7 protein-coding genes, 1 rRNA gene and 2 riboswitches are annotated in these 13,336 nt (G+C 37.7%); of the genes, 7 read left to right on the top strand and 1 reads right to left on the bottom strand.

Annotation, left to right across the window (positions count from 1 at the left end; translation table 11 throughout):
• Nucleotides 1–354 precede the first annotated feature (354 nt).
• Nucleotides 355–3,255, top strand: a complete 2,901-nt coding sequence (locus tag DS745_RS10410) for a glycosyl hydrolase 115 family protein (RefSeq protein WP_129078196.1) — start codon at nucleotides 355–357, stop codon at nucleotides 3,253–3,255.
• A gap of 647 nt (nucleotides 3,256–3,902) precedes the next feature.
• Here the strand turns inward: DS745_RS10410 and DS745_RS10415 are convergent.
• Nucleotides 3,903–4,415 carry a spore coat protein gene (locus DS745_RS10415; protein ID WP_129078197.1) on the bottom strand — a complete coding sequence of 171 codons (513 nt, stop codon included), beginning with the start codon at nucleotides 4,413–4,415 and terminating at the stop codon, nucleotides 3,903–3,905.
• Between the two features lie 263 nt (nucleotides 4,416–4,678).
• On the opposite strand from DS745_RS10415, the gene DS745_RS10420 reads away from it, so the two are divergent.
• From DS745_RS10420 to DS745_RS10445, 6 genes are all read left to right on the top strand, one after another.
• A complete protein-coding gene (locus tag DS745_RS10420) occupies nucleotides 4,679–5,629 on the top strand; it encodes an AAA family ATPase (RefSeq protein ID WP_129078204.1) in 951 nt (316 codons plus the stop codon).
• Nucleotides 5,629–6,858 carry a DUF58 domain-containing protein gene (locus tag DS745_RS10425; protein ID WP_129078198.1) on the top strand — a complete coding sequence of 410 codons (1,230 nt, stop codon included), beginning with the start codon at nucleotides 5,629–5,631 and terminating at the stop codon, nucleotides 6,856–6,858. The genes DS745_RS10420 and DS745_RS10425 overlap by 1 nt, the downstream gene beginning before the upstream one ends.
• Nucleotides 6,842–9,100, top strand: coding sequence for a DUF4129 domain-containing transglutaminase family protein (locus DS745_RS10430; RefSeq protein WP_129078199.1), 2,259 nt, complete (start codon nucleotides 6,842–6,844; stop codon nucleotides 9,098–9,100). Before DS745_RS10425 ends, DS745_RS10430 begins: the two co-directional genes overlap by 17 nt.
• A gap of 135 nt (nucleotides 9,101–9,235) precedes the next feature.
• Nucleotides 9,236–9,337: riboswitch (purine riboswitch) on the top strand.
• Nucleotides 9,338–9,630: 293 nt separating this feature from the next.
• Nucleotides 9,631–11,169, top strand: coding sequence for a glutamine-hydrolyzing GMP synthase (gene guaA / locus DS745_RS10435; protein WP_129078200.1), 1,539 nt, complete (start codon nucleotides 9,631–9,633; stop codon nucleotides 11,167–11,169).
• Nucleotides 11,170–11,266: 97 nt separating this feature from the next.
• Nucleotides 11,267–11,368, top strand: a riboswitch (purine riboswitch).
• Nucleotides 11,369–11,540: 172 nt separating this feature from the next.
• On the top strand, nucleotides 11,541–12,845 hold the full coding sequence (locus DS745_RS10440; RefSeq protein ID WP_129078201.1) for an NCS2 family permease: 1,305 nt from the start codon (nucleotides 11,541–11,543) through the stop codon (nucleotides 12,843–12,845).
• A 295-nt stretch (nucleotides 12,846–13,140) separates the two neighbouring features.
• Nucleotides 13,141–13,336 (top strand): 16S ribosomal RNA (locus tag DS745_RS10445); the annotation flags it as partial.

The following is a 13,336-nucleotide window of genomic DNA, read 5'->3' on the forward strand; positions in this document are numbered from 1 at the left end:
ACTTTGCTTGGCCTCATTTTTTATGGCTAGTCTTATAGATTTCGATAATCACACTATTTGCGGTGTAAGACAAGGGACAGTCCCCTTGTCTTTTAAAGTCCTTTAATCTATTGGTGCAGAAGTATATTTTCTAAGGACGACATATAAGATGTTCAAGAGATAAAATAAGTATGATTGGGATTTTTTTATCTTTGCCATTATTCTTTACAGAATTCCTCAAGTAGAGATGAGGTAATATATACAAGAGGTTTATGTGGATGGACAGTATATTTCCGATGCAGGGTTCTAGTATGAGACGAGGAACCTGTCCCTCTGTCTCTTTATGAAAAGGTTTACATGGGAAAGGATGATTTTATGGATTTCGTAATTTGCCAAGATATGTTAAAAAATGCATCTACTAATGGTCAGTTATTTTATCAGGAGAAAGAGGCATTCAGTGGTGTAAATAAAATTGCTGGTAAGGTGATGCATGATCTGGAGTTGGTTTTCGGATACGCACCACAATCAACAAATGATAGAACAAAGCTCGGTAAACACACTATCATTTACGGAACGATCGGTCATAGTTCGATACTTCAGGAACTAGAAGAGAAGACTATGATAGATTTGTCCGAAATTACTGGAAAGAGAGAAGTGTATCTATTTCAAGTAATCAACCAACCCATTGAAGGTGTTGAAAGCGCTCTATTAATTGCGGGGAGTGATAAACGGGGGACGATCTATGGTTTATTTCATCTATCTGAACGTCTGGGTGTTTCCCCACTAGTGGACTGGAGTAGTGTAAAGCCCCAGCGTAAAGAATCATTTTCCTTGAGTGAAAACTTAAAATATATATCTAAAGAACCGTCTGTTCGTTACCGTGGCTTTTTTATCAATGATGAATGGCCAGCCTTTGGTAACTGGACGATGAAAAATTTCGGTGGATTTAATGCAGAAATGTATGATCATGTTTTTGAACTATTGTTGAGATTAAAAGGAAATTACCTCTGGCCTGCGATGTGGTCAGCTCGTTTCAGTGATGAAGGGCCGGGACTGGAAAATGCTGAGTTAGCAGATGAATACGGGGTTGTCATGGGTGCATCTCATCATGAGCCTTGCTTGCGTTATGGAGAGGAATATAAATATCTCCGTGGAGAGAATTCAATTTATGGTGATGCGTGGAATTTTAAAACGAACAGAGAAGGCATTACAAAGTTTTGGGAAGACGGTCTAAAGCGTAGCGGGAAATTTGAAAATGTCATTACTGTAGGAATGCGCGGTGAACAAGATACATCCATCATGGGGAAAAATGCTACATTAGCTGACAATATTGAATTGCTAAGAGATGTAATACAAACGCAAAATCGTTTAATACAAGAAAATGTAAATCCTAATCTCTCAGAAGTACCAAGGATGCTAGCTTTTTATAAAGAAGTAGAACCTTTCTTTTATGGAGATAAAGATACACCAGGGTTAATGAACTCAGAGGAACTTGAAGATGTGATTTTAATGCTCTGCGATGATAATCATGGAAACCTTCGAACGTTACCAACGAAAGAAATGCGTGACCATAAAGGTGGTTACGGGATGTATTATCATTTTGATTATCATGGTGGACCTATATCTTATGAATGGATTAACAGTTCTTACCTCCCGAAGATATGGGAACAGATGACGATGGCTTACGACTTTGGTATTCGCGATCTGTGGATCGTCAATGTTGGTGATGTTTGTACGCAAGAATTCCCATTATCCTATTTCCTCGATATGGCTTATGACTTTGAAAAATGGGGAACAAATGCTTTAAATAAAACGGATCTATATACTAAACAATGGATTGAAAAGCAGTTTGGTGGTGTGTTCGGTCCAAATAAAATGGAGAAGATACGTGAGCTACTGACGGGTTATACAAAGATTGCTCATAATCGTAGACCTGAGCATATGAATGCAGATGTCTACCATCCTGTGAATTACAAGGAAACGGATCAATTATTAGCTCGAATCGACTACCTTTTGGATCTTGCGGAGGAACTTTATAAGCAGGTCGATCCTGAGCATTTTCCAGCTTACTTTGCACTAGTTTATTATCCGACTGTAGGAAATCTTAATCTACAAAAGATGTGGTTACTCGCTGGAAAAAATCATTACGCTGCAAAACTAGGGAAAATGGAAGCAAATAAACTTTCTGAACAGATTAAAGAATGTCTAAAAAGAGATCGAGAGCTAGTGGAGCAGTATCATACGATTGAGGATGGCAAGTGGTACGGTATGGGACTGTCTGAACATATTGGTTTTGTTCATTGGAATGAAGATGAGTGCCAGTACCCAATCTTAATGAATGTCATGCCTGCAAGCAAGGCAAGACTGGTCGTTACAGTGGATGGTACGGATCAACATAGCGAAGGTAGCCCATGGCATAAAAACAAGTTATATTTAAATGACTTTTTAGAGCCGGATGTTGAAGAAGCTTCTTTTACAATCTCTAGTATTAGTGACCTCCAAGCTGAGTTTAAGATTACGTGCGATCATCAGTGGCTAATATGTTCTAAGACTAGCGGTACTTTAGATGGTCTCGAAAAAACAAACGAAAAAATCGATGTGAAAATTAATCGTAGTGCAATGAGTGGAGAAACAGAAGGTAGTATTGTAGTGGAAACGCCGGTAGGTACTGTTACGATCGTTGTAAACGCATCACCAATTGACGTAAGTAACTTCCCAGAAAAGACTTTCGTTGATACAAAAGGATTTATTTCTATTGAAGCAGAACACTTTATTTTAACTCAGGAAGCTAAGAGCGAGCAGGGTGATGTTCATAAATTTGAGGTGCTTCATGTTTATGGGAAAACATTATCAGCGGTGAAGGCATTCCCAACAACAGAATACTTTACTCCTGGAAAAGATGCTCCTTACCTGGAATACCAATTCGTCGTACAAGAAGCTGGAAAACATGAGTTGGAATTATACATGCAACCATCTAACCCTGTATCGAATGATTACAAAATATTATGTGGGATCCGAGTAAATGACGATGAAATTAACATCGTTAATACACTTCCAGAAGGGTATCGAGTTGATGATCACAACTGGGCAATCCGTGTGCTAGATAATATTGACAGACATGTGAGTAAAATAAATTGTCATCAAGGGATAAATACCTTACGTATATACGCAGTTAGCCCGGGATTTGTATTAGAAAAGCTCGTTATCTATCCAGAAGGAAAGAAACCTGCCAATAGCTATCTAGGACCTACAGAAACATATTATGTAGGAAGATAACTTTTTTGGGTGCCTGGCACCTTCCGTGGACATTTACGGAGAAAAGTCTATATTAGGCGGACGTTTTTAAGGTACACCGGTGGCCGTGAAAGGGATTAGAAAGAGGGACATAGTCCCTTTTTCTAATTGTAGCCATAAAGGTTAGGGCAGGAACCTGTTCCCGTGCCCCCTCATTAGAAAAATATGAGGTAAATCGGTTAGTGGAGGTTATTTGATTGGATATGTGTACGTGTGCTTATGCTAAGATAATGAAAAAAAAAGGCTTTTTTCGTAAACATTGTGGCTTTTTTACCCTAAAATAATCGGATAAATACCCTAGATGAAGATATCAGCCAATAAATTATGTAAGAAAAGAGCAATACTTACTAACTTAGTTGTGAATTCTCAGTATTTTGTGTAAAAATCCGGCTTTTGGGATTTTTACGAAAGCAACAAACTTTGCAAAAATAGCCATAAAAAAAGAGGTCTAGCAAACATAACTCGTTTGTTAGACCCCTTTTTCATGTAAACCTATCCAATAGAGGAAACGATGCATATATTCCAAACAGTGATTTCACAATCTATAATATTTATAAGGAAAAAAGATGGCGTGATTTTTCCCTTTCCCTCTGTCTTTGATAAGACAAGGAACCTGTCCCCGTGTCCCCTTACATTTGCTTACCTAGGGCCTTATTAGCTAAATTCACATCGTTTTGGAGAAGCTGAGTTAAGCTATAAGCAGGATAATAGCTTCTTTCGTGCATGTAGGCAAAGATTTTTGCATGCAAGTCAATGGCATTATTCAATTGCTTCTTTAACACTCTTCGTAATTCAGGAGTAGCTGTTTCTGTAATCGCAATACTGTAGTTTCGAACAGATGTCTTAGCTAACCCGAGAAGGTCTCCTGCATAAAATGGAAGATCATCATCGCGATACTCATCAGTTCTCTCAGGGCGAGGGGCTAAGTCAAAAAATTTAAGTAACTCTCGTATATTTGTACTTATACCAGTGATAGCTTCGGCGTAAATAGATTTTAACGTCGGACAAGAAATATCCTTATACGCTTTCTTTAGTTTCATAAGCCCACCTGCTTGAAAAGCTACTAACTCATGAATTTCCAATGTTTCGTGCCAAGCCAGGTGCCTTGGTGTAGTGCCTTTCTTTGAAAACGTTTGTTCCATTATTCTGCCTCCCTAATGAAAAAATTCTATATACCATATTCGCTCTTCAAAAATTGGTATTTTGTCTCGGTAATTTAAATATGTCAATGTGTAACTTTCTCTTTTTAAAAACGTCTTTAGTAATGTTTTCATAAGTGAAATAATACTTATGTAAAAATAAAGAAAATTTGTAACATAAATGTTATAATTGATAAAAACAATTTGAAATATTAAAAAGATACAGAATAAGAGGAGGCCTTTCAGTGCAAGAAAATCAAACATTTATGGTTAAACACCCACTTATTAATAAAGTTGTCGAGAATGTAGAGAAGGTCGTAGTTGGAAAACGAAAAGAGGTTACCTTAAGTCTTATTGCCATGTTGAGTGGTGGCCATGTTCTTTTAGAGGATGTGCCAGGAGTAGGAAAGACGATGATGGTACGAGCTATTGCTAAATCTATAGGAGCGAACTTCAAACGTATTCAGTTTACTCCCGATTTATTGCCTTCAGACGTGACAGGCGTATCTGTTTATGATCAGAAAACAATGGAATTTAAATTTCGCCCAGGTCCAATTATGGCCAATGTTGTGCTTGCGGATGAGATTAATAGAACTTCACCAAAAACACAGGCTGCTCTTTTAGAGGCTCTTGAAGAAGCCAGTGTGACAACAGATGGGGAGACTCGTCAATTAGAGAAGCCGTTCTTTGTTATGGCTACGCAAAACCCAATTGAGTATGGCGGAACTTACCCATTACCAGAGGCTCAACTAGATCGCTTTTTGTTTAAGTTTAAAATTGGTTATCCTTCTCACCAAGAGGAGATGGAAGTCTTAAATCGAGTAGAGAAACAACACCCGATTGAACAAATTGATGCAGTTCTTTCATTAGAAGACTTATTAGATATGCAAAGGGAAGTAACAGAAGTTTACGTTGATGAGTCTATTAAGTCTTATATTATCTCCATTGTAAATGAAACAAGAGATCATAACTCTGTGTATTTAGGAGCAAGTCCGAGGGGATCGATTGCCTTGATGAAAGCGGCTCAATCTTTAGCTTACGTTCAGGGTAGAGAATATGTTATCCCTGATGATATCAAGTTTTTAGCGCCTTATGCTCTAGGACACCGAATCATTTTAAATTCAGATTCAAAGTTTGCGAATGTGTCAACAAAAGTAGTCGTTAACGAGATTATTCAACGTGTGAAAATCCCAGTTAGGAAAGAAGCTGTTCGCTAATGAAAAAGTATCAGCCGATTTTAAAGGTGATTTTCCTTATATTGATTGGAATTTCAACCTTTGCTTATGCGATGTTTCAAGGTGGATTTGTAAGTTGGTTCCTATTTTACACAACGGCACTGGTTTTACTAACTACAGTTGTTTTTGCCATCATGCCTATTGGCGTAGTGACAGCAACTAGAAAAGTTAATGCTGAGAGATTAGTAGCTGGCGAGGATCTACGGGTAACCATTACCCTTTCGCGTAAATATCCCTTTCCGTTTCTCTTCTTTCTTATAGAAGACGTAATTCCTACTGATTGGAAACTTAAGAATAAGAATATTAATTCGAAGCAAATTCTTTATCCCACCTTTGAAAAACAATTAACGTATAATTATACGATTAGACAGCCTAAGCGGGGAGAATACCAATTTTCTAAGGTGAACATTCGAACAAGTGACTTGTTTGGACTTTTCACGAAAGCAAAAGAAGTACCGGTACTAACAGAAGTCGTTGTTTACCCAAGCTTCCAAGAACTTAATGATTGGGATGTCTACAATGAAAATGAGGCAGAAGCTTATATTACATCACAACGGATCATTGAAGATGTTACGTCGGTAGCAGGTTCAAGAGAGTATGTTCCAGGTGATCGTCTGACGAGTATCGATTGGAAAGTTACGGCTAGAATTAACAAGTTAATGACAAAAGAATTTGAAGAATATTTAGGTCAACGATTTTTAGTTGCATTTGACTGTTCGATTAAGGATAAGAGCGACGCAGTAGTTTTTGAAAAAGCAGTCGAATTAGCCACATCGTTTACAGTCCATAGCCATAAGCATCACTATCATCTTGGTTTACTCTCTATTGGAAATGATGTAAGTCGTTATCCAATTCACTACGGTGAAAATCACCAGGCAAGTATGTTAGAGCACCTAGCAAAACTGAATTTCCATCTGGGTAATGTCTTTGATTTTATTTTTGTAAAAGAAATTCATAAGATAACTGCTGACACAATAGTCGTTATCATTACGACGCGAATAACCGATGATTTGATTGAAAACGTACGAAGATTAAAAAAGAAGAGGGTACAAACGGCATTTTGCTTTGTATCAGGGAATCGTGATCTTACTCTTTATGAGAAACATAAGCTAGAACTGATCAGCAAACTAAGTGTTCCTTATTATGTTGTAGGGAAAAACACGTTCAAAATTGATCTGCAAGGAGGTGAAGCTGTTGCTCAAGAATCATAACATCTTCTACTTCCCGATGGCGCTCTCCTATATTCTAGGGTTTATTGTTTTATGGGAATGGCTTCGTCCGTTGCCGATTATTACTGACACAGGAAATATCTATGTGTTTGTCTGGTTTATTCTATTTTGCTTTTTTCTAATGTATATTCGATTAGTAGGTTATATCGCTATTCCTAGTATATTTATAGCGATGATGTATGGCTTACACACAATTTTCTTTGATGGTCATTTTCTCAGAGAAGGAATTGCAACCGTTGTCTGGTTTGGAGAAGACCTAGCTAGGAACATAACCTTCATAGTAGGGAATGATTTGAACGCCCTATCTTTTGAGTTTCGTAGTTTTTTATTATTTATTGTACTAGCAATTATTAGCTATCTCATCCACTTCTGGCTTTGTCATGTGAAGAGGATCTCGCTCTTTCTTTTAGTAACACTTATCTATGTAACTGTTATTGATACGTTTACTCTCTATGACGCGAGTGGTGCAATTATTCGCTTGGTGATTGCTGGATTTTTTCTAATGACGTTGTTATATAAAATGCGCTTAGAAGAAAAAGAACAAGTAAAAAGCGATTACTTCAAAGGGCAAGCGTGGATAAATAAATTAACCGTGATAATTGCAGCTGTAGCAATCATCGCTTATTTTTCACCGAAGTATGCGCCAATTTGGCCAGACCCAGTTCCGATGTTCACAAGTGCTATGGGTGGAGAAGGTGTTGGCGTAGGTACTCCAGTTCGCACGATTGGCTATGGGTATAACGACGAACAGCTAGGCGGTGGATTTACCCATGATGACACTGTTGTCTTTAGGGCTAGAGCAAAAGAAGGTCATTATTGGCGTGGAGAATCAAAAGAGGTATACACAGGTAGGGGCTGGCAGTCTGTTGATCCTCAGTTAAATAGAACGTTCCGTTATAGTGATTATTATGACAACAAAGTGGCGGTACAAATGTACGATCTAAGTGTTGCTCAGGAAACAAATGAGGCAACAATTACGATGGTTAATGACCACCGCTATTGGCATCTTTTTTATCCTGGTGAGCTTTCAAAGGTAGATCGAGATGGGATAGTCTTCTATTCGGGAGAGGAGGACTCGCAGTTTTTAATTGACTATGTCAGTGGCAAAGTAGGGACTACTACTGATGATGGGAAACCTTTATTTTTGAAGGAATATGCGCTAACCTATCAATCGCCTAAGTTTTCTGTCGGTCAGCTTAAGAATTCGTCTAATAACGATCCTGAACATATTCAGGAAGTATATTTGCAATTGCCTGAACTTCCAGAACGTATCGGAGAATTAGCTGTTGAAATCACAGGGCAGCATGATAATCGTTATGATAAAGTCAAAGCTATCGAAGGCTATTTTTCAAGAAACGGCTTTCTCTATGAAACGACAGAAGTAGCTGTACCTGCAGAAGGGCAAGATTATGTTGATCAATTTTTATTTGAAACAAAACAGGGTTATTGTGATAATTTCTCAACATCAATGGTTGTCATGCTTCGTACACTGGATATTCCCGCTAGGTGGGTAAAAGGCTTTACTCAAGGAGTACAAACTGGCCGGTTTGGTACCTATAACGAGTACGAAATTTCAAATGCCAATGCTCACTCATGGGTAGAAGTTTACTTTCCTGAAGTAGGTTGGGTGCCATTTGAACCAACTAAGGGTTTCAATTCTTCGTTTGAATTTATAGAAGATCAGCAAGAGATAGATTTAATCGGAAATAATGAAGAAAATCAACGAGAAAATATTGATAGACCGCAAATAGATCCAGAAAATCCATTTTTGCCATTAGAAGATGGGGTGGATTTAGAAGGGGGCTATGAGCCGTCTGGTGGATTAACTACTGAAGAGAACCTTAAGACATTTAAATTCCCGTATGAGGTATTCTGGATAATACTCGTGGTAACTTTTGTTGGTTTCCTTATCTATAAAAATCATCAAAAATTACTTACACTCTTCTTTTTGTATGTATTTAAACTAAAATCTAATGAAGAAGATCATTTTATAAGAGCATATGAACGATTGCTCTGGTTACTACAGCTTAATGGCTATCGACGTGATCCGGACGAGACATTACGTGAATATGCTAAACGTATTGATGAGAGATTATCAACAAGTGATATGAGTGTACTGACCCTTCGCTATGAAAAACTATATTACGGGAATGCAAAAGTTGATCATAGTTGGAGAGAAAACAAAGCTCAGTGGGAAGTTTTAGTGAAGAAATTAAGTTCTTAAACAATGTTCTAGCGATAAGAGTGTATTTTAAGTAAAAGACGAACAATATTTTACTTAAGTATTTATGATAATAGTAAAAAAATGCACTCTTGCGCTTTTTGTAGTCGACTGTTACAATAATTGCGTAATTAATGTCGAACATTGTAAAAATACCTTCGTATATCCTTAGGAATATGGCCTAAGAGTCTCTACCGGATTGCCGTAAATAATCTGACTATGAAGGCAGAACTTACTCTTTTCTTAGTATTTTGTTTAGAAACGAGACTTTGTTTTAGAAACAAAGGGTGTTTATATTAAACTAGGATTCTGCCTTTACTTGATTACTAGCCCATGAAACTTCACAGGATAACTCTCATAAGGGTTGCTTAGCTGTGAAATACTTAGTATAGGGCTTAATAGTAATCAGTTGGAGTTACTGTCTTCCTCTATTCAGGAAGTGAGTAACTACTTCGTAAAGGTTGGTTCTAGTTTTTTTGTTGTTAAAAGAGTAAGCTATAAGGAAAATTAGAGTAGAGGATGGAGTTTTGAGAATGGAAAATAGTAATGAAAAAATTGTTGTTTTGGATTTTGGTGGTCAATACAATCAATTGATTGCACGTAGAATTCGTGATCTTGGTGTTTTTAGTGAACTACATCCAAATACGATCAGTGCTTCTGAAATAAAAGCAATGAACCCAAAAGGCATTATCTTTTCGGGTGGTCCCAACAGTGCTTACGCAGAAGGGGCTCCAAAATGTGATGAGGAAATATTTGAGCTAGGTATTCCTATTTTAGGTATTTGCTATGGTATGCAATTAATGTCCCTTCATTTTGGTGGAAAAGTTGAAGCTGCTAACCACCGTGAATATGGAAAAGCGATGATTAAGGTAGTAAACCCAACTAAGTTATATGCTGATCTTCCAACGGAGCAATCTGTTTGGATGAGTCATGGTGACTTAGTAGTAGCTCCTCCAGAAGGGTTTGTTGTTGACGTTACAAGTCCATCTTGTCCGGTAGCAGCGATGAGTGATGTGTCTCGTGGTCTTTACGGAGTTCAATTTCACCCAGAAGTACGCCATTCTGAGTACGGTAATCAACTACTAGAAAACTTTGTTTATAAAATTTGTGAATGTGCAGGCAACTGGTCAATGGAAAACTTCATTGAAGTAGAAATGGCAAAAATCAAAGAACTAGTTGGTGATCGAAAAGTACTTTGTGCCCTAAGTGGTGGTGTAGATTCTTCAGTTGTAGCCGTTTTAATTCATAAAGCAATTGGTGATCAATTAACGTGTATGTTTATTGATCATGGGCTACTTAGAAAAGATGAAGCGGAAAGCGTTATGAAAACATTCTCTGAAGGCTTCAACATGAACGTTATTAAAATTGACGCTCAAGAACGCTTCTTATCTAAATTAGCAGGTGTGAAAGATCCTGAACAAAAACGAAAGATTATTGGAAATGAATTTATTTATGTGTTTGAAGAAGAGGCAACAAAGCTAGAGGGAATGGATTTCTTAGCTCAAGGAACTCTTTATACAGATATCGTAGAAAGTGGTACAGCAACAGCGCAAACAATTAAGTCTCACCACAATGTCGGTGGCCTACCAGAAGATATGAAGTTCAAATTAATTGAGCCGCTGAACACGTTATTTAAAGATGAAGTAAGAAAAGTAGGAACAGAGTTAGGAATTCCTGACGAAGTTGTTTGGCGTCAACCTTTCCCGGGACCAGGACTTGGTATTCGTGTTTTAGGTGAAATTACTGAAGAAAAATTAGAAATTGTTCGTGAAAGTGATGCAATTCTTCGTGATGAAATTAAAAAGGCCGGACTTGAACGTGAAATCTGGCAGTACTTTACGGCTCTTCCTGATATGAGAAGTGTCGGTGTCATGGGAGATGCAAGAACATACGATTACACTGTAGGTATTCGTGCGGTTACTTCTATTGATGGGATGACATCAGATTGGGCGAGAATTCCTTACGATATACTGGAAAAAATCTCAGTACGAATCGTAAACGAGGTAAAGAATGTAAACAGAGTTGTTTATGATATTACTTCTAAACCACCAGCGACTATTGAGTGGGAATAGAAAACACGAATAATTTTATCGTTTTAATATAAAAATGTTCGTTTTTGTTATTGACTTTGTCGGATTTTGTTGATAAACTCACATTGTAAGTAACTGAAATGTGAACTTAATAAGGTTTCGTATATACTCAGGAATATGGCCTGGGCGTCTCTACCGAGCTACCGTAAATAGCTTGACTACGAAGAAAGTACTTAATATATAAGCTTTTGTATATATTAAGTGATGTTTCTTGTTGTCAAAGCTCCAGGTAGATAAAACTATCTGGAGCTTCTTTTGTTTCTGAGTAAAAAAGGAATAAAAGGGAACTTAAAGCTAACGATAAATAATGTTAGCAAAATCAAAATAGAAATTTTGAGGAGGAACTATTAATAATGGATCGTTATTTTGGTTTTAAAGAGCACGGTACTTCGTATCGTCAAGAGATGGTTGCAGGTCTTACAACGTTCTTATCTATGGCTTATATTTTATTTGTAAATCCGTTAATCTTAGGTGATGCTGGCATGGATAGTGGTGCTGTTTTTACAGCGACTGCCTTAGCTGCAGCAATCGGGACGTTAATTATGGGTGTTCTTGCAAAATATCCAATCGCCTTAGCGCCGGGTATGGGGCTTAATGCATTCTTTGCTTATGGTGTTGTAATAGGAATGGGTATTCCTTGGGAAACGGCTTTATTTGGTGTATTTTTATCTGGTCTTATCTTTATTCTTATTACCGTAACTAAGGTTCGTGAAACAATTATTAATGCAATTCCAATTGAATTGAAATATGCAGCGGCAGCTGGTATTGGTTTGTTTATCGCATTTATTGGTTTAAAAAATGCAGGAATTATCCTTCCTTACCAAGCAACACTAGTGACATTAGGGGATATTACTCACGGTGCCCCGCTACTTGCGATGTTTGGTCTAGTTGTTACAGTTATCTTTATGGTTCGCGGTTATAAAGGTGGAATTTTTTACGGCATGATCCTAACTGCAATTGTTGGGGTAATTACTGGGATTGCACCAATGCCAAGTGGTATTATAGGTTCTATCCCGAGTTTAGAGCCGACTTTCGGTGCGGCATTTTCGATTAATTTTTCTGAAGTTTTTACAGTTAGTTTACTAGTTGTTGTATTAACTTTCTTATTTGTTGATTTCTTTGATACTGCAGGAACGTTATATGCGGTTGCTAATCAAGCTGGTTTTGTAAAAGACAATAAGTTACCACGTGCAGATAAAGCGTTACTAGCTGACTCGTCAGCTACATCGATTGGTGCTATCTTAGGTACATCAACAACAACCGCTTATATCGAGTCTGCATCAGGTGTTGCTGCGGGTGGGAGAACTGGATTTACTTCAGTGACTACAGCATTCTTATTCTTAATCGCGTTATTCTTCTCGCCGCTACTAGTTGTCTTTATGGAAACTCCAGCTGTTACAGCGCCAGCATTAATCGTAGTTGGGATTTTAATGGCATCTTCATTATCTTTAATTGATTGGAAGAAGTTCGAAATTGCAGTTCCTGCTTTCTTAACAGTACTAACTATGCCGTTAACTTTTAGTATTGCTCACGGTATCGCGTTAGGTTTCATTTTCTACCCAATTACGATGGTAGCGAAAGGGAAAGCGAAGGAAGTTCATCCATTAATGTATGTATTGTTCTTCGTATTCATTGCCTACTTTGTATTCTTAGACTAGAAAATAAGCTTGCTATCCTTAGTGGTAGCAAGCTTTTTATTTTTGGTTGAAAGTTTTTGAGGGAAAACGTTGACTTACTCGGATGGTGATGGTATATTAATTAAGTCGCTGATTTGAACAGCTGACAGAAACAAAAAAAGTTGTTGACATGGTCATTTGAATATGTTACAATTAAGATCTTGTTGCCGTGAAGGTAGCAGATAGTTCCTTGAAAACTGAACACACAGCCAAGCGAATTAAAGAGATAGTAAATATCTCGTCAATGAATTATTTTTTTTGAGCTATATCAAACACTTTTATGGAGAGTTTGATCCTGGCTCAGGACGAACGCTGGCGGCGTGCCTAATACATGCAAGTCGAGCGAACAATTGAGAGCTTGCTCTCAATTGTTAGCGGCGGACGGGTGAGTAACACGTGGGCAACCTGCCCTGTAGACTGGGATAACTTCGGGAAACCGAAGCTAATACCGGATAATCTTTTGGACCACATGG

It is taken from the genome of Anaerobacillus alkaliphilus, assembly GCF_004116265.1.
GTDB classification, from domain to species: domain Bacteria; phylum Bacillota; class Bacilli; order Bacillales; family Anaerobacillaceae; genus Anaerobacillus; species Anaerobacillus alkaliphilus.

Bases quoted from the DNA above. Each gene is read 5' to 3' on its own strand.
- DS745_RS10410 (WP_129078196.1), top strand. From the start codon at position 355: ATGGATTTCGTAATTTGCCAAGATATGTTAAAAAATGCATCTACTAAT.
- DS745_RS10415 (WP_129078197.1), bottom strand. From the start codon at position 4,415: ATGGAACAAACGTTTTCAAAGAAAGGCACTACACCAAGGCACCTGGCT.
- DS745_RS10420 (WP_129078204.1), top strand. From the start codon at position 4,679: ATGGTTAAACACCCACTTATTAATAAAGTTGTCGAGAATGTAGAGAAG.
- DS745_RS10425 (WP_129078198.1), top strand. From the start codon at position 5,629: ATGAAAAAGTATCAGCCGATTTTAAAGGTGATTTTCCTTATATTGATT.
- guaA (WP_129078200.1), top strand. From the start codon at position 9,631: ATGGAAAATAGTAATGAAAAAATTGTTGTTTTGGATTTTGGTGGTCAA.
- DS745_RS10440 (WP_129078201.1), top strand. From the start codon at position 11,541: ATGGATCGTTATTTTGGTTTTAAAGAGCACGGTACTTCGTATCGTCAA.